Origin of the sequence: Rhodococcus sp. UFZ-B548 (genome assembly GCF_903819475.1) — a bacterium.
Taxonomy (GTDB): domain Bacteria; phylum Actinomycetota; class Actinomycetes; order Mycobacteriales; family Mycobacteriaceae; genus Rhodococcus_F; species Rhodococcus_F erythropolis.
This window is the reverse complement of sequence record NZ_CAIJDS010000013.1, coordinates 44675-62947: the sequence shown is the minus strand read 5'-3', so window position 1 is coordinate 62947 and position 18273 is coordinate 44675. Positions and strand designations below refer to the sequence as shown.

The 18273-nt window shown below is 63.2% G+C and carries 20 protein-coding genes; 13 read left to right on the top strand and 7 right to left on the bottom strand.

All coding sequences use genetic code 11. From position 1 onward, the window contains the following. Positions 1-11 precede the first annotated feature (11 nt). Entirely contained in the window at positions 12-398 is a 387-nt protein-coding gene (locus H7C86_RS13905) for a glyoxalase superfamily protein (protein WP_182261696.1), read from the bottom strand. Positions 399-486: 88 nt separating this feature from the next. On the opposite strand from H7C86_RS13905, the gene H7C86_RS13900 reads away from it, so the two are divergent. Continuing rightward, positions 487-1494, top strand: a complete 1008-nt coding sequence (locus tag H7C86_RS13900) for an LLM class flavin-dependent oxidoreductase (RefSeq protein WP_182261695.1) — start codon at positions 487-489, stop codon at positions 1492-1494. A 13-nt stretch (positions 1495-1507) separates the two neighbouring features. Here H7C86_RS13900 and H7C86_RS13895 read toward each other — a convergent pair whose 3' ends face one another. Beyond that, positions 1508-2005 (bottom strand): histidine phosphatase family protein, encoded by a 498-nt coding sequence (locus tag H7C86_RS13895; RefSeq protein ID WP_007728426.1) that lies wholly within the window; start codon positions 2003-2005, stop codon positions 1508-1510. Between the two features lie 72 nt (positions 2006-2077). Here H7C86_RS13895 and H7C86_RS13890 point away from each other — a divergent pair, with 72 nt between their 5' ends. Then, positions 2078-2278 (top strand): hypothetical protein, encoded by a 201-nt coding sequence (locus H7C86_RS13890; RefSeq protein WP_003941897.1) that lies wholly within the window; start codon positions 2078-2080, stop codon positions 2276-2278. Here the strand turns inward: H7C86_RS13890 and H7C86_RS13885 are convergent. Both H7C86_RS13885 and H7C86_RS13880 read right to left on the bottom strand, forming a co-directional pair. Next, positions 2275-3033, bottom strand: coding sequence for an acyl-[acyl-carrier-protein] thioesterase (locus tag H7C86_RS13885; protein WP_182261694.1), 759 nt, complete (start codon positions 3031-3033; stop codon positions 2275-2277). The two genes, H7C86_RS13890 and H7C86_RS13885, sit on opposite strands and share 4 nt — an antisense overlap. A 44-nt stretch (positions 3034-3077) precedes the next feature. Continuing rightward, positions 3078-4067, bottom strand: coding sequence for an NAD(P)-dependent alcohol dehydrogenase (locus tag H7C86_RS13880; protein WP_182261693.1), 990 nt, complete (start codon positions 4065-4067; stop codon positions 3078-3080). Positions 4068-4132: 65 nt separating this feature from the next. On the opposite strand from H7C86_RS13880, the gene H7C86_RS13875 reads away from it, so the two are divergent. The 7 genes from H7C86_RS13875 (at position 4133) to H7C86_RS13845 (ending at position 10632) form a co-directional block, all read left to right on the top strand. Further along, positions 4133-4789 (top strand): TetR/AcrR family transcriptional regulator, encoded by a 657-nt coding sequence (locus H7C86_RS13875; protein WP_019744300.1) that lies wholly within the window; start codon positions 4133-4135, stop codon positions 4787-4789. A gap of 79 nt (positions 4790-4868) precedes the next feature. Next, the gene (locus H7C86_RS13870; RefSeq protein WP_019744299.1) at positions 4869-5834 is read left to right on the top strand and encodes an NADPH:quinone oxidoreductase family protein; all 966 of its coding nucleotides are present in this window, start codon (positions 4869-4871) and stop codon (positions 5832-5834) included. A gap of 89 nt (positions 5835-5923) precedes the next feature. After that, positions 5924-6394: a MarR family winged helix-turn-helix transcriptional regulator gene (locus H7C86_RS13865; RefSeq protein ID WP_003941890.1), complete on the top strand. Its 471-nt coding sequence runs from the start codon at positions 5924-5926 to the stop codon at positions 6392-6394. Then, on the top strand, positions 6391-7923 hold the full coding sequence (locus tag H7C86_RS13860; RefSeq protein WP_182261692.1) for a DHA2 family efflux MFS transporter permease subunit: 1533 nt from the start codon (positions 6391-6393) through the stop codon (positions 7921-7923). The genes H7C86_RS13865 and H7C86_RS13860 overlap by 4 nt, the downstream gene beginning before the upstream one ends. A gap of 147 nt (positions 7924-8070) precedes the next feature. Further along, a complete protein-coding gene (locus H7C86_RS13855; protein WP_020906827.1) occupies positions 8071-9165 on the top strand; it encodes an LLM class flavin-dependent oxidoreductase in 1095 nt (364 codons plus the stop codon). Beyond that, positions 9152-9625 carry a MarR family winged helix-turn-helix transcriptional regulator gene (locus H7C86_RS13850; RefSeq protein ID WP_020906828.1) on the top strand — a complete coding sequence of 158 codons (474 nt, stop codon included), beginning with the start codon at positions 9152-9154 and terminating at the stop codon, positions 9623-9625. The genes H7C86_RS13855 and H7C86_RS13850 overlap by 14 nt, the downstream gene beginning before the upstream one ends. A gap of 20 nt (positions 9626-9645) precedes the next feature. Further along, a complete protein-coding gene (locus H7C86_RS13845) occupies positions 9646-10632 on the top strand; it encodes a pirin family protein (RefSeq protein ID WP_182261691.1) in 987 nt (328 codons plus the stop codon). A 40-nt stretch (positions 10633-10672) separates the two neighbouring features. On the opposite strand, the gene H7C86_RS13840 is transcribed toward H7C86_RS13845, so the two are convergent. From H7C86_RS13840 to H7C86_RS13830, 3 genes are read right to left on the bottom strand one after another with little or no spacing between them, the layout of a single operon-like run. Next, complete coding sequence (locus tag H7C86_RS13840; RefSeq protein WP_003941993.1) at positions 10673-11200, bottom strand: gamma carbonic anhydrase family protein; 528 nt, start codon at positions 11198-11200, stop codon at positions 10673-10675. Between the two features lie 44 nt (positions 11201-11244). Continuing rightward, positions 11245-12105 carry a DMT family transporter gene (locus tag H7C86_RS13835; protein WP_019744295.1) on the bottom strand — a complete coding sequence of 287 codons (861 nt, stop codon included), beginning with the start codon at positions 12103-12105 and terminating at the stop codon, positions 11245-11247. Then, positions 12102-12902, bottom strand: a complete 801-nt coding sequence (locus H7C86_RS13830; protein WP_019744294.1) for a crotonase/enoyl-CoA hydratase family protein — start codon at positions 12900-12902, stop codon at positions 12102-12104. The genes H7C86_RS13835 and H7C86_RS13830 overlap by 4 nt, the downstream gene beginning before the upstream one ends. A 109-nt stretch (positions 12903-13011) precedes the next feature. Between H7C86_RS13830 and H7C86_RS13825 the strand changes: the two genes are divergently transcribed. From H7C86_RS13825 to H7C86_RS13810, 4 genes are read left to right on the top strand one after another with little or no spacing between them, the layout of a single operon-like run. Further along, positions 13012-13812 carry a TIGR03084 family metal-binding protein gene (locus H7C86_RS13825; RefSeq protein WP_029536742.1) on the top strand — a complete coding sequence of 267 codons (801 nt, stop codon included), beginning with the start codon at positions 13012-13014 and terminating at the stop codon, positions 13810-13812. Next, the gene (locus H7C86_RS13820; protein WP_019744292.1) at positions 13809-15530 is read left to right on the top strand and encodes an acyclic terpene utilization AtuA family protein; all 1722 of its coding nucleotides are present in this window, start codon (positions 13809-13811) and stop codon (positions 15528-15530) included. The genes H7C86_RS13825 and H7C86_RS13820 overlap by 4 nt, the downstream gene beginning before the upstream one ends. Next, a complete protein-coding gene (locus H7C86_RS13815; protein ID WP_007728404.1) occupies positions 15527-16675 on the top strand; it encodes an acyl-CoA dehydrogenase family protein in 1149 nt (382 codons plus the stop codon). Before H7C86_RS13820 ends, H7C86_RS13815 begins: the two co-directional genes overlap by 4 nt. After that, positions 16672-18270 (top strand): acyl-CoA carboxylase subunit beta, encoded by a 1599-nt coding sequence (locus H7C86_RS13810; protein ID WP_019744291.1) that lies wholly within the window; start codon positions 16672-16674, stop codon positions 18268-18270. The genes H7C86_RS13815 and H7C86_RS13810 overlap by 4 nt, the downstream gene beginning before the upstream one ends. The last annotated feature ends 3 nt before the right edge of the window (positions 18271-18273 follow it).

Genomic DNA, 18273 nt, shown 5'->3' with positions numbered 1-18273 from the left:
TGTCGCTCGTTTCAGGAGTTGCTGCCGCTGAGGTCCGGGATGACGATCTCCTGGACAGCCCACTTGTTGCCGTCGGGGTCGGCGAAGTAGATGAATCTGCCCCAAGCCTGGTCGTCGATCGGGCTGATGTCGATGCCGCGGCCCTTGAACTCGCGCTCAGCCTCTTCGATGTCCTTGACCACTACCTGCATGCCGACGACGGAACCGGGCTCGGCGTCGGTGATTCCCTTGCCGATGCAGATCGAGCAGGCCGAACCGGGTGGGGTCAGCTGGACGAAGCGCAGGTCCTCGCTGACCGTGTGATCGTGGTCGGCGTTGAAGCCGAGGCGGACGTAGAAGTCCTTGGCGCGGTCGATGTCGGTGACGGGAATGGCGACCAGTTCGAGCTTGATGTCCATGACGTGCCCTTCATGTGATGGTGGATTCCGGCGACAGGTCCAGTGTTGCGGGTATTGCGGTCAGAAACGGTCCTCATTAGGCGTCCGGATGAAACTTTCCGAATTCCTTGTTGCTCCGAGAGTGCTTCTCTCACTGCTCGACCGATCCCGAACCAGGAGCGGATACCCCGACTCCGCAGCTCTGACGCATTCCGTCGAACGCGCCGCGCACGCCGACGCTCTCGGCTACCACCGGTTCTGGGTGGCCGAGCATCACGCGGTGCCCGGGATCGGGAGCGGGTCACCGGCAGTGCTGCTTGCCGCGATCGGCGCGCATACGCGCGATATCAGACTCGGGAGCGGTGGGGTCATGCTGCCGAATCACCAACCGCTGATCGTCGCCGAGCAGTTCTTGATGCTGGAGGCTCTGTACCCGGGGCGAATCGATCTCGGCCTCGGCCGATCGCTGGGATTCACGGAGCCTGTTCGTCAGGCACTACGACGCAGCAAGGATGCTTCGGACACGTTTGCGTCAGATCTCGAAGAGGTGAGGCGCTACCTGGACGGATCCGCGGCAGTGACGGCACGGCCGGCGTCGGAGACCGGGGTGCCGATCTTCGTGCTCGCGACGCGTACAGGTCTGAAAGTGGCAGCGCAGCTCGGGCTTCCGGTGGTCGTGGGTGGGCCGATACTCGGAATCGGGAGCACCGACCGGGTGGAGGCATTGGACGAGTACCGCCGAGCTTTCCGGGCCACCGACGCTCATCCCGAACCCTATGTGGTGGTTTCTCTCGAAGTGGCGGTTGCCGATACCACCGACGCGGCGCGTGAGTTGCTGATCCCGGAGGCATACGCGCTCGCAGAATCGTCACGGACGGGGGAGTTTCCGCCGCTCGCGTCGCTGGACGAGATCAGGTGCGCCCCGCGCAGTGATCGAAATGCCAGGCGTATCGAGTCGTTCATGGCGTCGGCGCTGCACGGCACACCTGTCGAGGTGAAACAACAGCTTCACGATCTCGCCGAGCGGACCGGTGCCGACGAAGTGCTGGCGTCGACGTCGACGTACGACCGTGACACGCTTGCACTTTCGGACCGCCTGCTACGTGAGGTGCTTTAGCGGTGTGGTTGATCTAACGGGGCACGTGAAACTCGAGCAGAGTGGCGACGGAGTCGTCGAGTTCGGTCCACGGCACCGGTACGGAGAGGACGGCGATCGCCGAAGTCGGGAACTTGTCGCGGATACGTTGGGCCGCTTCGGAGTTTTCGTTCGACGCGAGATCGAGTGCAGTCCAGGGAATTCCGGGTTCGTGTCCGACGATCAGGAGCGTCTTGACGTGGTCGGACGTGGTTCGCGCAGCTGCAATGACGTCTGCGGGTGAGCCGCCGTAGATGGACTTCTCGAATCCGGCGGGAGCTTCGATTCCCGTCGAGGCAAGGGTTTCGACGGTCCGCCGGGAGGTGGAGCACAGAACGGCGTCTACGGGCGGGACGTTTTCGCGGATCCATTCGCCGCCGATGCGGGCCTCGCGCAGGCCCCGTTCGGCGAGCGGACGCTCGTGATCACGGATGCCCTCGGGGTAGCTGGACTTGCCGTGTCGCATGAGGACGAGGGTGCGGTGGTCGGCCATGCGTTCACGGTATCCGCTTTGTGCCCGTCAGTCCGGTTACTCTGGATGGTCAGGACCTTGAAGGAGGTTTCGATGGCCGGTAAGAAGCTCGATCGAACTAATGCCCGAACTGCACTCGAGGTGGTACGCGAAAGCCCCACCATCGCTTTCATCACCGTTGCCCCGGCAGTGGTCGTGTTCGGCGTGGTGTGGTGGCTCTTCGGTTTCTGGGCCGCGATTCTTCTTGCGTTGGTGTTCGGTGTCGCGGCTGTCGCGACCCAGAAACTGCGTTAGAGGGCGCTCACCTGCGCAACTGCGCGGAGCGCTTCGCCGACCAGGAACCAGACCGTGACGGTCTTGTCGTCGACGCGGCTGCGCAGGACGACGTCGTCACTGGAGACGATGGGGGAGAGGTACTCGATCAGTGCTCGATGCGGAACTGTACGCAGTTCGGTGCGCGCGCTGAGGACCTCTTCGACTGCCTGCCAGTAGACGGCGTTGTTCACGTGGTCGAACGGGTCGATATCCGTGGCGCGCAGAGCGAACGGCGTGTCCAGAACACCCGCGTCGTCTGCCTCCGGTGCGTTCTCGGCGAGGACACGCTTCCACTTCAGGCGATGCTCGTCGGTGGATTCTTCCAACGGCCGCATGAAGTCGTCGCTCATCCTGGTGGGCATGCCTGACTCGGCGCTGATGTTGATCCAGAAGCCTTCGGTTTCCATCAGCGCGCCGTTGCTGCCGTCGAAGCGCACGCGCATGTTCGCCCATCTCGTGGAGAAGCCGGAGCACCAGCGAGTCATCGTCAACTCTTCCGGCCAGATCGCCGGGCGTACGACATCGACGACCGTACGACGCACTATCCAGAGCGGATGAGTGTCGATGGCGTCGGCGGCTTCGATGTTGTCGTTGCCGATGTCCTGCAGATAACGGGCGACGGCGTCGAGCCTGACCTGCTTGGCGACGTCGATGTCGCCGGTACGGACCGGGCGGGACTTGACGAAGATCGGTCCTCTGTCTGGCTGCGGCGCGAGCGTGAGATCTGGGTTCACGTGAGATTCCTGTTCGCTGGAGTGAGCCGATTCTGTCAGGCTTTTCAGCGAGTGGCGATTATCTGCTTTCCGCAGCCGGAACCGTCGACCATTCGTGCCACGGCGACGGCGGTGTCGGCAAGGGGATGAACGGAGTCGATCACCGGGGTGATGACACCTGCGTCGATCATTGCCGTCAGCACCTCCAGATCCTCGGCGTTCTCCGAAGCCATCAAAGACCCGAGCTTCTGAGATACGAACGGAGACAAGCACAGTGCGCGGATTTGGCGATCGATTCCGCCGAGCCACCGTCCGCCGTTCTCGCCGCCCACGATCACGAGCCTTCCGGTGCGTGTGAGCGCCCGTCGAAGATCTCGCAGTCGGCGGTTGCCGCCGGTGTCGATGATGACGTCGTACCGATGCGATCCGTCGGTGGCGTCGTCGAAGCGGTAGTCGAGAACCTCGTCGGCACCGAGGGAGCGGACGGTATCGGTTTTCGAGGTGCTGCATACGCCGGTGACGAGCGCGCCCATGGCTTTTGCCACCTGCACCGCGTAGATCCCGACGCCACCGGATGCACCGAGAACGAGGACGGATTGCCCCGCCTGCACACGGCCGTGGTCGCGCACGGCTTGCAGCGCTGTGAGGGCGGAGACCGGCACCGCTGCTGCTTGTGCGAACGACAACCGGGCAGGTTTTGCGGCAATCTTCGTCTCGAGTGCGCACGCGTACTCCGCAAACGAACCGACCGCGATCCCGTATACCTCCTGGCCGACTGCCACGCGGGTCACCGAACTGCCGACGGCCTCGACTCGGCCGGACACGTCCAGTCCGCGGACCCGGTTCTCAGGTCTGCGCAGTCCAAATCCCGCGAGGCGCAACGGATATGGCAGTCCGGCCATGAGATGCCATGCCCCGCGGTCGACGGACGCGGCCTCGACGCGAATCAGCACTTCGTTGTCGGCGACAGTGGGGCGCGGAATGTGGTCGAGGTAGAGAACGTCGGCTTCGCCGTAGCGATCCTGTACGACGGCGGTCATCAGTTCCTGCGGCATGCGAGTCTCCGTTCGTCGAATGCTTACACCGTAAGTATTGCACTTACGCTGTAAGTTCTGTCAATGTGGAGAAGCGCACAAGATTGACCCGAGATCACGTTGTACGCGCTGCCGTGGCGCTTGCAGATTCCGTCGGAATCGATTCGATGACCATGCGGAAGCTGGGGACCGAACTTGGCGTCGAGGCGATGTCTCTGTACAACCATGTTTCGGACAAGGGGGATCTGCTCGACGGAATGGTCGACGCGGTCTTTGCGGAGATCGATCTTCCGACGCCGGGACTGCCGTGGCGAACGGAAGTTCACGCGCGAGCGGTATCGACTCGGGAGGTGCTGGGGAGGCACCCGTGGGCAACTCCGTTGATGGAGTCCCGAACGACGCCTGGTCCCGCGACCCTGCGCCACCACGACGCCGTCATCGGAACACTACGCGCTGCCGACTTTCCGGTCGCCCTTGCTGCGCATGCCTTTTCGATCATGGATGCGTACATCTACGGCTTCGTGCTGCAAGAGGTGAGCTTGCCGTTCGAAACAGCGCAGGAAACGACGGAACTGGCGAAGGCGATCATGGGCTCGTTCGAGAGCGGTCAGTATCCGCACCTGGCCGAGCTGACCACCGAGCACGTCCTAGCTCCGGGATACAGCTACGCCGCCGAATTCGCTTTCGGTCTTGATCTGATTCTCGACGGACTCGAACGTCTGCACATCGGGAGCGAACGATGATCTGACGTGAGTACCGGGTTAAAGTCGAGAAAACCGGGTTACCGGTCCAGACTTCAGATGTCCCGAAGAGGAGCTTTCTGTGCGCGCCATGGTGGTTACGGAACTGTCCGGTCCCGAAGGAATTGTCGCGCAGGAGGTTCCCGAGCCCGCAGCCGAAGGTCTTGTTCTCATCGATGTGAAGGCCAGTGGCGTCTGCTTTCCGGACCTACTCATCACCTACGGCAAGTATCAGATCCGCCCGGAACCGCCGTTCATTCCCGGCGCGGAGATCTCGGGCGTCGTGGTCTCCGCGCCGGAAGGGTCGGGTTTCGCTCCGGGCGATCGTGTTCTCGCGGCCGCGTATCTGGGCGGCTATGCAGAGCGGATTGCCGTCAACCCGGCGCAGGTACTCCGAATTCCGGACGGACTCGCCTTCGACGAGGCGGCCTCTCTGATCATCAACTATCAGACGATGGAGTTCGCGCTGGCTCGTCGCGCGAAGATCGTCGCGGGGGAGACGGTCGTCGTGCTCGGCGCTGCGGGCGGAGTCGGAACGGCAACCATCCAGCTGGCCAAGGCGCACGGCGCTCGGGTGATCGCCGTGGTACGACGCGAAGGCGTCGAGGACTTCTTGCGTGAGCTCGGTGCCGACGAGGTTGTCGCGCTGGCTCCGGGATGGGGAGAGCGGATTCGGGAACTGACCGACGGCGTCGGCGCTCAGATCGTGGTAGATCCGGTAGGCGGGGATGCGTTCGACGACGCGGTCCGGGTTCTGGCGCCGGAGGGGCGTCTTGTGGTTATCGGTTTTGCCGGCGGCGGCATTCCTCAGGTCAAGGTGAACCGGGTGCTGTTCCGCAATATCAGCATTGTCGGCGCGGCGTGGGGCGAGTTCACGCGCACCAATCCCGAAGCGGTAGCCGAGGTGCATGCATCGCTGGTAGAACACGTCCGGAACGGCTTGCGTCCGCTGGTCAAGGCACGGTATCCGCTTGCCGACGCAGCAGTTGCCCTGGCTGATCTCGAAAGCGGCAAAGTTCTCGGAAAGGCCATCTTGCTGCAGGAATGATTCTTCGCAACGTGATGGTGCTCACCAAATAATAAGTTGCAACATGTTTTCATTTGGGCAATAGTTGCAACCGCACTACCATTTGCCAGGTGATCGCTTCCGATTCTGATGACCTGTATGGAGCACTCGACGAGTTGTTCACTCGCCTGATGAGCGCCGGTGATTCGGAGTCGATCGATGCGTTGATCGAACTGGATCTCTCGTTCTCTCAGGTGCGTGTGCTGTTCGTACTTGCACAACGTGATGCGGCGATCCCGATCAACGAGGTTGCCGACGAGCTTCGGCTCTCGGTGGCAGCTACGGGGCGGAACATCGATCAGCTCGTGAACATGGGTCTGGTCGATCGCCGTGAAGACGAGCGGGACCGACGCGTCAAGCGGGTTTCCTTGTCGGAGGCCGGTCGTAAGGTGACGACCAACCACATCGAGTGCAAGCGCGGCCAGCTTCGCGAATTCGCGTCGCGTGTTCCTGAGCCAGAGCGGATTCGTTTGTTCGAGGCTCTCAAGCCCATTCTCGCGGGTGACTATCTGCGAGCACTTAACCAGGAGACTTCGCGATGACATCGCCGAACACGCCGGCACCGGCGTCCGACAAACTTGACGGGGCGGTCCTCAAGATCGCTTCCGTGGTGGTGCTCGGCGCCATCATGTCGATTCTCGACGTAACCGTGGTGAGCGTCGCGCTCACCACTTTTGCCGAGGACTTCGAAACTTCGTACGCCACCGTCGCGTGGACGATGACGGCCTACACGCTCGCCTTGGCGACGGTCATTCCGGTTACCGGTTGGGCTGCCGACCGTTTCGGCACCAAGCGCCTGTACATGACGGCCCTGGTGCTGTTCGTGCTCGGTTCGGTCGCTTGTGCGATGGCGTGGGACATCACCTCGCTCATCGGCTTCCGCGTGCTCCAGGGTCTCGGCGGCGGCATGTTGATGCCGCTCGGTATGACGATCATGACCCGGGCCGCCGGTCCGGACCGTGTCGGTCGTGTCATGGCAGTTCTCGGTATCCCGATGCTGCTCGGTCCTATCGGCGGCCCGATTCTCGGTGGTTGGCTGATCGAGGCCGCGAGCTGGCACTGGATCTTCCTGATCAACTTGCCGATCGGCATCATCGCTCTGGCTGCTGCGTTCATCATTCTGCCGTCCGACAAGGCGAAGCCTTCGGAGTCCTTCGACTTCCTCGGCATGATCCTGCTGTCGCCCGGCCTGGCGCTGTTCCTGTTCGGTGTGTCGTCCATCCCTGAGGTGGGAACCGTCGCGTCCGCTCGGGTTCTGGTGTCGGCCGGTATCGGTCTGGCACTGATCATCGCCTTCGTGTTCCACGCGCTCAACAAGGATCACCCGCTGATCGACCTGCACCTGTTCAAGAACCGTCAGTTGACCACCGCCGTCATCACGACGTCGCTGTTCATCGTCGCGTTCATGGGCGCCGGGTTGCTGTTCCCGAGCTACTTCATTCAGGTCGGCGGGCACACCACGCTCGCGGCCGGATTGTTGATGGCTCCACAGGGTCTGGGCGCTATGGTCACCATGCCGATCGCTGGTCGACTGGTCGACAAGATCGGCCCGGGCAAGATCGTCCTGACCGGTTTGCCGCTGATTCTCATCGGTTTGGGTGTGTTCACACAGGTTGCCTCGGATTCCCCGACGTGGCTGCTGATGGGCGCCTTGTTCGTCATGGGCCTCGGTATGGGTTGCACCATGATGCCGCTGATGACCGCAGCTATCGTGACGCTCTCCAACGAGCAGATCGCTCGCGGCTCCACTCTGATGAACATCGTTCAGCAGACCGCAGGTTCGATCGGTACCGCCGTGATGTCGGTGGTCTTGACCAACCAGCTTCTCGATCGTGGCCTCGATACGACGATGGTCGGTGCGGCGTCGCACATTCCGACCGAGCCGGGAAGTCCGCAGGAGTCTGCTGCCAATTCGATTCTCAGTGCGGCCTCGGATGCCTTCGGCAACACCTTCCTCGTTGCCACTGTGCTGATCGTCCTGACCCTCATCCCGGCGTTCTTCCTGCCGCGGAGCAAGACCACCAGGCCGGTGGCCGAGGGCGAGACGGCAACGCCGATCGTTATGCACTGACCGCTTTTCGGTAGATCGTTCGTCCAGGTGAGGGCGGCACACATCTTGTGTGCCGCCCTCATTTTTTTGCCGTGGAATACAGCTGGATGGTTGAATGTTTGATCAGTTACATGCAAACGCATGGATCTAGTTCGCGGAGGAGCAACCATGCAGTTCGGAATCTTCACGGTCGGTGACGTCACCACTGATCCCACGACGGGTAAGACCCCGACAGAGCACGAGCGCATCAAGGCCATGACGACCATCGCCAAGCACGCCGAGGAAGTCGGTCTCGACGTCTTCGCGACCGGCGAGCACCACAACAAGCCGTTCGTGCCGTCATCTCCGACCACGATGCTCGGATACATCGCGGCCCAGACCGAGAAGATCACGCTCTCCACGTCCACGACGCTGATTACCACCAACGACCCGGTGAAGATCGCCGAGGATTACGCGATGCTTCAACACCTCGCTGAGGGGCGTGTCGATCTGATGATGGGACGCGGAAATACCGCGCCGGTGTACCCGTGGTTCGGCAAGGACATTCGCGCCGGTATCCCGTTGGCACTCGAGAACTATCAACTTCTTCGCCGGCTCTGGGACGAGGAGGTCGTGAACTGGCAAGGGGAGTACCGCACACCGCTGCAGGGATTCACGTCCACCCCGCGCCCGCTGGACGGCGTCGCGCCGTTCGTGTGGCACGGTTCGATCCGCAGCCCCGAGATTGCGGAGATCGCGGCATATCACGGCGACGGATTCTTCGCGAACAACATCTTCTGGCCGAAAGAGCACTACATCGAGCTGATCAATCTCTACCGCCAGCGTTACGAGCATTACGGCCACGGCTCCGCGGATCAGGCGATTGTCGGTCTCGGTGGTCAGGTCTTCATGCGCAAGAACAGTCAGGACGCGGTCAAGGAATTCCGTCCGTATTTCGACAATGCTCCGGTGTACGGCCACGGGCCCTCACTCGAAGAGTTCACCGAGCAGACGCCGCTGACCGTCGGTTCCCCTGAGCAGGTCATCGAGAAGACGTTGGCGTTTGCCGATTTCTTCGGCGACTACCAGCGCCAGCTGTTCCTGATGGATCACGCCGGGCTGCCGCTCAAGACGGTGCTCGAGCAGCTCGATCTGCTCGGTGAGGAAGTTGTTCCGGTTCTGCGCCGTGAGTTCGCGGCCAGGCGGCCCGCACATGTGCCGGACAACCCGCCCACTCACGCGTCGATGAAGGCGGCTCGTGAGGCAAGCAGTGTCACTGCCTGACGAGCAACCGCCTGAGGTTCCGGTCAGTACCACCGAACTCGCCACCGACGCCTGGGAAGCCTTGTTTCGCGCCCAGGTGTCGGTGCTGCGGCGGCTCTCTGCCGATGACGTCTGGGATCAGGTGTCGATGCGCGAGTACGACGTGCTGTTCACATTGAGCCTCACACCGAGTAGTTCACTTCGCCTGCATGACCTGAATCGCGAGATCCTGTTGAGCCAGCCGTCACTCAGCCGCCTGGTAGAACGGTTGGAGGGCGAAGGTCTGGTATCGAGAAGTGTTGATCCACAGGATCGCCGCGGGACGATCGTGCAACTCACCGAAGCGGGTGCAGCGCTGCAGAAATCAGTGGGTCGCCGTCATGCGGCGAGCATTCGACGCCACGTCGGACCGGCCCTGGACGCGGATGAACTTCGAATGTTGGCCGAATTGTGCACGCGTCTGCGTCTCGCGCAGTCATGACTAGAGGCAGGATGGACGATATGAGCAACCTCGAAGCGCAGCCCGTCGAGCAGGAATGCGAAGGCCATCCGGCGGAGAGCGAGATTCAGATTCTCACCCCGCGCGACGTACCGCTCGGTGGCCCGCGGGCGATGCGAGTGCGTCGCACCCTTCCGCAACGCGAGCGTTCGCTGATCGGGGCATGGTGTTTTGCCGATCATTACGGTCCGGATGACGTCGGCTCAGGACCGGGCATGCATGTGCCGCCGCATCCGCATACCGGATTGCAAACGGTGAGTTGGCTGTTCACCGGAGAGATCGAGCACCGTGACAGCATCGGTTCCCATGCGATGGTGCGGCCGGGTGAACTGAATTTGATGACGGCCGGGAGTGGGATCGCGCACTCCGAGGTGTCGACGCCGAATACGAAGGTTCTGCACGGGATGCAGTTGTGGGTGGCGCTGCCGGATGCGGCGCGCGATACCGCACCCGCGTTCGTTCACTATCGACCGGAGCCGGTGACCACCGATGGTGCCACGCTCAGTGTGTTCCTCGGTTCGCTCGCCGGTGACACGTCTCCGGTGTCTACCTTCACCGAATTACTCGGTGCCGAGGTGATTCTCGATCCTGGGGCCGAGATCGCCCTCGATGTCGATCGTTCACATGAGCACGGCGTGATCGTCGATCAAGGATCGGTTGTTCTGCGTGGTACCACCGTCGGCTGGGCCGAGTTGGGTTATCAAGCACCGGGTTTCGGAAAACTGACTTTGCGCAATCCGGGATCCGAACCGGCTCGACTGCTACTTCTCGGCGGGAAACCGTTGGGCGAGCAGGTCATCATGTGGTGGAACTTCATGGGCCGTACACGCGAAGAGATCGTCGAGTATCGACGCAAGTGGCAGGCCGAGCTGGCCTCCGGATTCGACGGCAGCGTCCCGGACCAGCGTTTCGGCGTGGTGCCGGGATACGACGGCCCGGCGCTCCCGGCACCCGAGTTGCCGAACAGTACGTTGCGGCCCCGAGACTAGTCGTTGCTCTTGCGGCTACCGTCCGCGAGCATCGTCTTGATCAGGCCTGTTCGATGTCCTGGTGAGCCTTCGCGAGCATGATGTAGCCGGCGCCGTTGGCGGTGATACCGGCCTTTTCACCTTCGGAGAGTTCACGTTTGACCTTGGCGGGCACGCCGGCGACCAGTGATCCAGGCGGGATTTGCATCCCCTGAGACACGACCGCACCGGCTGCAATCAGTGATCCCGAACCGATGTGTGCGCCGTTGAGCACCACGGCACCCATGCCGACGAGAACGTCGTCTTCGACGGTGCACCCGTGCAGCACTGCGTTGTGGCCGACCGAGATTCGCTCGCCCAGCACTGCGGGGAACGTCGGGTCGGCGTGCACGGTGCAGTTGTCCTGAATGTTGGTGTCAGCGCCGATGGAGATCGATTCGGCGTCGCCGCGGATAACCGCGCCGTACCAGATGCTGGCTCCCGCAGCGATGGTCACAGCGCCGACAACGGTGGCGTTGGGTGCGATGAACGCACTTTCGTCGATCTGCGGGGTGTTACCGAGAACGGTGGCGATGATCGGGTTGGTCATGGTTCTCCTGTGCGTTGGAATGACGTGCTCTGACGGTACCTGGACTATTTCGGTGTGGACTTTCGATTCATGACTACCGTCCCGACACCCGCGGTCACCACCAGTCCGATGGCGACGAGTGTGAAAGCGTCGAGCGTTTGCCCGATCACGAGGACTCCGGCCAGTGCGGCCGCTGCCGGTTCGAGGGCGATGAGGACCGCGAAGACCTTCTTGGCCAAGGAGCGCAGCGCCCACATTTCCAAGCTGTACGGGATGACGGACGAGAGGATGGCGACGGCGGCGCCTGCGGCGAGCATCTTCGGATCCAGCAGTTCACTCCCGCCCGAGATAACGCCGAAGGGGAGCGTCAATACGGCTGCGACGATGCTTGCGCCTGCCAACCCGTCGGCGCTCGGGAGCGTCGCGGCCAGGTGGGAACCGGCCACGATGTAGCCGGCCCACGCAGTCGCGGCGATCAACGCGAACATCACCCCGATCGGGTCCAAACCGGATTCGCCGTGATCCCCCAACCCGAGCAGCAACACTCCGCCGAAGGCGAGCAGTACCCACGCTCCGTCGGCCCACCGACGAGACAGAACTGCGGCCAGCGTCAACGGTCCGAGGAACTCGATGGTGACGGCGGTGCCGATGGGCACCGTGTCGAGGGCGAGGTAGAAGGCGCCGTTCATCACGGCGAGGGCGATGCCCAGCGCGAAGATGCCTTTGCGCTGTCGGTTCGACCACCTGCTCCATCGCGGGCGGACGATGACTCCGAGGATGATCGCGGCGATCGTCAGCCGAAGCGTCGTGGCACCGGCCGGCCCGATCTGCGAGAACAGGGTCGTCGCGAATGCCGCTCCGAACTGGAGCGACAGTATCGAGGTGAGGACTGCGCCGACCGGCAGTAGCTGACTGCCGGCCTTCATTCTCCGGTGAACTCAGGACTTCGACGCTCGAGCATCGCGGCGACGGCTTCGTGGTGATCTCGGGTGTGGTGGGCGATCGACTGCATGGCGGCCGAGAGTTCGAGCAGGCTCTCGAGGCTCTGGTGCTGGCCTTCGCGGAGGAGTTTCTTGGTCATGCGGAGTACCTGCGGGGGATTGGCGGCTACTCGAGCTGCCAAAGCGTGCGCTGAGGAAAGCAATTCCTCGGGTTCGGTGATCTGCGAGACCAGACCCCAGTCGAGTGCCTTCGCAGCATCGATGGGTTCGCCGGTGAACGCCATCTCGGCGGCGCGGGCGTTGCCGATCGCGCGGGGGAGCAGCCAGGCTCCGCCGTCGCCGGGGATGAGTCCCACCTTGACGAAGCTCTCGGCGAAGACTGCGGCGGTCGAGGCGATGCGGAGGTCGCACATGAGGGAGAGGTCGCAGCCCGCTCCGATGGCCGGGCCGTTGACCGCGGCGATGGTCGGCACCTCACACGTGTACAGCGCGAGCGGAATGCGCTGGATGCCGTGCCGGTAGCCCTGGCGGATCTCGCCGGGAGCACCACCGAACATGCCTTCCTTGTCTCGCATGTGTTTGACGTTGCCGCCGGAGGAGAAAGCCGACCCGGCCCCCGTGAGGATGACCGCTCGCACACTCTGATCTCGGTTGACTGCGGTGACCGCGTCTTCGAGGGCCTCGATCATGTCGATCTCGGAGATCGCGTTGCGGGTGTCCGGGCGATTGAGGGTCCACGTGACCACATCGCCGGTTCGCGAGATCAGTACGGCGTCGCTCATGGGTGCTCCTGGTAGTCGATGGCAGTTGAGCTCAGTCTCTCACCACAAGATTTCTCAATAACAATCATTCGTGCTTGATTTTTATGGACCCGGGTGTGATGCTGGTCGCATGGCCGAACTTCAGACGTTCATCGATGACTTGCGGGCCGAAGGCGAGAGCCTCGACGCCCTGGTTGCGGATCTGCCCGAGGAGAAGTGGGCGACAATGACGCCGGCGGAAGGGTGGAGCGTCGCGCATCAGATCGGGCACCTGCACTGGACGGACAGTGCTGCGATCCTGGCGATCACCGACCCGGACGGGTTTGCGGAGCAGTTGAAGGCGGCGTTCGTGAATCCGGCGGGATTTGTCGACGACGGTGCTGCCGAGCAGGCGGCCCGCCCGCCGGCGGAGTTGCTCGCCGATTGGCGAGCGGGGCGCACCGCTCTCGTCGAGGCTCTCACCGCCGCCCCGTCCGGTACCAAGTTTCCTTGGTACGGCCCGCCCATGGGCGGAGTGTCCATGGCAACTGCGCGATTGATGGAGACGTGGGCGCACGGGCAGGACGTCGCCGACGCACTCGGCGTCGAACGCGCTCCGACCGCGCGCATCAAGAACATCGCTCATCTGGGTGTCCGCACGCGGAACTTTGCGTACTCGGTCAACGAGAAGACGCCGCCCGCCGACGATTTCCGGGTGGAGTTGACGGCGCCGGACGGTTCGCTCTGGACCTGGGGGCCGGAAGATGCGCCGCAGACGGTGACCGGGCCCGCATTGGACTTCTGTTTGCTGGTCACTCAGCGTGCCAATCGCGCCGATCTCGATCTGGTCGCCGTTGGCGCCGACGCGGACGAGTGGCTCGGGTTCGCGCAGGCATTTGCCGGACCCAGCGGCGAGGGACGAGCCGCACGAGAAGCGAAGGTGGGCAAATGAGTTCGGTACGGATCGGTAACTGCTCCGGGTTCTATGGCGACCGCATCTCGGCGATGCGCGAGATGCTCGAGGGCGGCGAACTCGACTACCTGACCGGCGACTACCTTGCCGAACTGACGATGTTGATCCTCGGACGGGACCGGATGAAGGACCCGTCGCTCGGCTACGCGAAGACGTTCCTGCGACAGGTGGAGGACACCCTCGGACTTGCGCTCGACAAGGGCGTGAAGATCGTCGCGAATGCCGGCGGTCTCAACCCGGCCGGACTGGCGCACGCGCTGCGCGAGGTCAACACCAGGCTGGGGTTGAACGCGAAGATCGCCCACGTCGAGGGCGACGATCTGGTCTCTCGGGCAGACGAACTCGGACTCGGCTCCCCGCTGACGGCCAACGCGTACCTCGGCGCCTGGGGCATCGTCGAAGCATTGTCAGCCGACGCCGATGTTGTGGTCACCGGACGTGTCACCGACGCTTCGGTGATCGTCGGTCCCGCCGCTCACCATTTCGGTTGGAAGCGAGATGATTTCGATCAGCTGGCCGGTGCTGTCGCGGCGGGCCACGTCATCGAGTGCGGAACCCAGGCCACCGGCGGCAACTACGCGTTCTTCACCGAGATTCCGAATCTGGGCCGTCCTGGCTTCCCGATCGCCGAGATCAACGCGGACGGATCTTCGGTCATCACCAAGCATGCCGGTACGGACGGCGAGGTGAGCGTCGGCACCGTGACGGCGCAGCTGCTGTACGAGATCACGGGTGGACGCTACGCAGGCCCGGACGTGACCACCCGCATCGACAATGCGGTGCTCACCCAGGCAGGCCCGGATCGGGTGCTGATCAGCGGCGTCACGGGAGAGGCCCCGCCGCCGCAGTACAAGGTCTCGCTGAACACGCTGGCCGGGTTCCGCAACGAGGCCACTTTCATTCTCACCGGTCTCGACATCGAGGCCAAAGCGGATCTGGCGAAGACTCAACTCGAATCCTGGCTGACGAAGAAGCCCGCCGAACTGGTCTGGACTCTCGCTCGCACGGATCACCCGGATTCCGACACCGAGGAAACCGCGAGTGCGTTGCTGCGCTGCGTGGTTCGCGATTCCGATCCCAAGGTGATCGGTCGTCCCTTCTCTGCGGTTGCGGTGGAAATGGCGCTTGCCAGTTACCCAGGCTTCTCGCTGACCGCGCCGCCGAGCAACGGACAACCGTATGGAGTGTTCACCCCCGGCTACGTCGACGCCGGATCGGTGCCGCACGTGGCCGTACTGCCGGACGGCACGCGCGTGGACATCGCTCCGTCCACGTTGACTCAGGACCTCGAACCCGTCGACGAACCGGAGCGTCCGGAGCCGTTGCCGCCACAGTCTTCGCTGTCGGTACCACTCGGCACGATCGCCGGTGCCCGTAGTGGCGACAAGGGTGGAAATGCCAACGTCGGCGTCTGGGTTCGCACGGACGATCAGTGGAAGTGGTTGGCGCACACACTGACCGTCGAGATGCTCAAGGAACTGCTACCGGAAGCAGCAGACCTGAACGTCACTCGCTACCAGCTTCCGCACCTTCGTGCCGTCAACTTCGTGATCGAGGGAATCCTCGGTCAGGGTGTCGCCTCACAGGCACGGTTCGATCCGCAGGCCAAGGGAATTGGTGAATGGCTGCGCTCGCGCCACATCGACATCCCGATTTCGCTACTCCCCGTAACTGACGAGAAAGAGGATTCACGGTGACCGTGTGGACCACACCGGAAAGGCTTGCGCTTCGCGAGACCGTACGCGGATTCGTGAACCAGGAGATTCTGCCGCATCTGACGCAGTGGGAGCGCGACGGCGAGATTCCGCGCGAATTGCACCGCAAGGCAGGCGCTCTCGGGCTCCTCGGGGCCAGTGCACCCGAATCGGCCGGCGGTGAGGGCGGCGACGCCGTCGACTCCATCGTGATCTGTGAGGAGATGCATCAGGCAGGTGCGTCGGGCGGGCTGTTCGCTTCGCTCTTCACCTGCGGCATCGCGGTGCCGCACCTGATTGCAGCGGGCGACGAGGCGCAGATCGAGAAGTGGGTCAAGCCGACCCTGCGCGGCGACAAGATCGGCTCGCTCGCCATCACCGAGCCTGGCGGAGGCAGCGACGTCGGGCATCTGACAACTACAGCCAAGCGCGACGGCGATCATTACGTCGTGAACGGCGCCAAGACGTTCATCACCTCCGGCGTTCGAGCCGACTTCGTCGTTACCGCAGTGCGCACCGGTGGCCCCGGCGCGGGTGGTGTCTCACTGCTCGTGATCGAGAAGGGCACACCGGGATTCACCGTCTCACGCAAACTCGAGAAGATGGGCTGGCGTGCATCCGATACCGCGGAACTGTCCTTTGTCGATGCCCGGGTTCCGGTGGAGAATCTGGTCGGCGCAGAGAACAGCGGCTTCGCGCAGATCGCCCAGGCATTTGTTTCCGAACGTGTCGCGCTCGCCGCGCAGGCGTATGCCAGTGCAGAACGTTGCCTGGAGCTGACCCTCGAATGGTGCCGCGCCCGCGAAACTTTCGGTCGGCCCCTCATCAGTCGGCAGGCCGTGCAGAACACCGTCACCGAGATGGCCCGCAAGATCGACGTCGCCAAGGTGTACACCCACTCGGTGATCGAGCGGTACATGGCCGGTGACGGCGACCTGATCGCCGAGGTGTGCTTCGCGAAGAACACGGCAGTCGAGACGGGCGAATGGGTTGCGAACCAAGCCGTTCAGCTGTTCGGCGGCCTCGGATACATGCAGGAAAGTGAAGTGGAGAGGCAGTACCGGGACATGCGAATTCTGGGAATCGGTGGCGGAACCACCGAAATCCTCACCGGCCTCGCGGCCAAGCGATTGGGGTATCAGTCATGAGTGTCATCCGGTCAACGCTGGACACCAATTCCGAGGTGTATCAGACCGCAACATCGACCATGAACACCAAGCTCGCCGAGATCGAGGTCGAGCACGCCAAGGCGCTTGCCGGTGGCGGCGAGAAGTACACCGAGCGGCACCACAAGCGGGGAAAGCTTCTGGCGCGCGAGCGGATCGAACTCCTGCTCGATCAGGATTCGCCGTTCCTCGAGCTGTGTCCCCTCGCTGCGTGGGGGAGTGACTTCCCGGTCGGCGCCAGCACCGTGGTCGGTATCGGTGTGGTCGAAGGTGTCGAATGCCTGATCGTCGCCAACGATCCCACCGTGCGCGGCGGCACCAGCAATCCGTGGACGCTGCGTAAGGGATTCCGGGCCAACGACATCGCCATGCAAAATCGCCTCCCGGTGATCTCGCTGGTCGAGTCCGGCGGTGCAGACCTGCCGACGCAGAAGGAGGTGTTCATCCCGGGCGGGCGTATGTTCCGTGACCTCACACAGCTTTCCGCAGCCGGTATCCCCACCATTGCACTGGTCTTCGGTAACTCGACTGCCGGCGGCGCGTACATCCCGGGCATGTCCGACCACGTCGTGATGATCAAGGAACGCTCCAAGGTGTTCCTCGCAGGTCCGCCGCTGGTCAAGATGGCCACCGGTGAGGAATCAGATGACGAGGCACTCGGCGGCGCCGAAATGCACGCTCGCAAGTCCGGGTTGGCTGACTACTTCGCAGCCGACGAGCAGGACGCGATCCGCATCGGTCGCTCGATCGTCAAGCGACTCAACTGGACCAAGAAGGGGCCGGCGCCTCGCGCGGAGATCATCGAACCGCTCGAGGATCCGGAAGAGTTGCTCGGCATCGTTCCGGCCGATCTGAAGATTCCGTTCGATCCGCGTGAGGTCATCGCCCGTATCGTCGACGGTTCCGACTTCGACGAGTTCAAGCCGCTCTACGGTTCCTCCCTCGTGACCGGCTGGGCCGAACTCAACGGTTACCCGATCGGCATCCTGGCCAACGCACGTGGAGTGCTCTTCAGTGAGGAGTCCCAGAAGGCAACGCAGTTCATCCAGCTTGCCAACCGCTCCAACACGCCGTTGCTGTTCCTGCACAACACCACCGGCTACATGGTGGGTAAGGAGTACGAGGAGGGCGGCATGATCAAGCACGGATCGATGATGATCAATGCGGTTGCCAACTCCAAGGTTCCGCACATCTCGATCTTGCTCGGAGCGTCGTACGGCGCCGGTCACTACGGCATGTGCGGACGGGCGTTCGATCCGAGATTCCTCTTTGCCTGGCCCAGTTCCAAGTCCGCCGTCATGGGCGGTGCGCAGCTTGCCGGCGTCATCTCCATCGTGGGACGCGCTGCTGCCGAGGCCCGCGGCCAGGTTTTCGACGAGCAGGCTGATGCCGGCATGCGCGCGATGATCGAGAACCAGATCGAGGCCGAGTCACTTCCGATGTTCCTGTCCGGGCGTCTGTACGACGACGGCGTCATCGATCCCCGAGACACCCGCACCGTGGTGGGAATGTGCCTGTCGGCCATTGCCACCGCCCCGATCGAAGGCACCGAGAACTTCGGCGTCTTCCGTATGTGAGGC

What these genes read in the sequence shown, in the direction of transcription:
- H7C86_RS13855 (WP_020906827.1), top strand. Translation starts at nt 8,071, where the DNA reads ATGCAGTTCGGAATCTTCACGGTCGGTGACGTCACCACTGATCCCACG.
- H7C86_RS13840 (WP_003941993.1), bottom strand. Translation starts at nt 11,200, where the DNA reads ATGACCAACCCGATCATCGCCACCGTTCTCGGTAACACCCCGCAGATC.
- H7C86_RS13890 (WP_003941897.1), top strand. Translation starts at nt 2,078, where the DNA reads ATGGCCGGTAAGAAGCTCGATCGAACTAATGCCCGAACTGCACTCGAG.
- H7C86_RS13860 (WP_182261692.1), top strand. Translation starts at nt 6,391, where the DNA reads ATGACATCGCCGAACACGCCGGCACCGGCGTCCGACAAACTTGACGGG.
- H7C86_RS13900 (WP_182261695.1), top strand. Translation starts at nt 487, where the DNA reads ATGAAACTTTCCGAATTCCTTGTTGCTCCGAGAGTGCTTCTCTCACTG.
- H7C86_RS13845 (WP_182261691.1), top strand. Translation starts at nt 9,646, where the DNA reads ATGAGCAACCTCGAAGCGCAGCCCGTCGAGCAGGAATGCGAAGGCCAT.
- H7C86_RS13880 (WP_182261693.1), bottom strand. Translation starts at nt 4,067, where the DNA reads ATGCCGCAGGAACTGATGACCGCCGTCGTACAGGATCGCTACGGCGAA.
- H7C86_RS13825 (WP_029536742.1), top strand. Translation starts at nt 13,012, where the DNA reads ATGGCCGAACTTCAGACGTTCATCGATGACTTGCGGGCCGAAGGCGAG.
- H7C86_RS13810 (WP_019744291.1), top strand. Translation starts at nt 16,672, where the DNA reads ATGAGTGTCATCCGGTCAACGCTGGACACCAATTCCGAGGTGTATCAG.
- H7C86_RS13905 (WP_182261696.1), bottom strand. Translation starts at nt 398, where the DNA reads ATGGACATCAAGCTCGAACTGGTCGCCATTCCCGTCACCGACATCGAC.
- H7C86_RS13820 (WP_019744292.1), top strand. Translation starts at nt 13,809, where the DNA reads ATGAGTTCGGTACGGATCGGTAACTGCTCCGGGTTCTATGGCGACCGC.
- H7C86_RS13895 (WP_007728426.1), bottom strand. Translation starts at nt 2,005, where the DNA reads ATGGCCGACCACCGCACCCTCGTCCTCATGCGACACGGCAAGTCCAGC.
- H7C86_RS13830 (WP_019744294.1), bottom strand. Translation starts at nt 12,902, where the DNA reads ATGAGCGACGCCGTACTGATCTCGCGAACCGGCGATGTGGTCACGTGG.
- H7C86_RS13835 (WP_019744295.1), bottom strand. Translation starts at nt 12,105, where the DNA reads ATGAAGGCCGGCAGTCAGCTACTGCCGGTCGGCGCAGTCCTCACCTCG.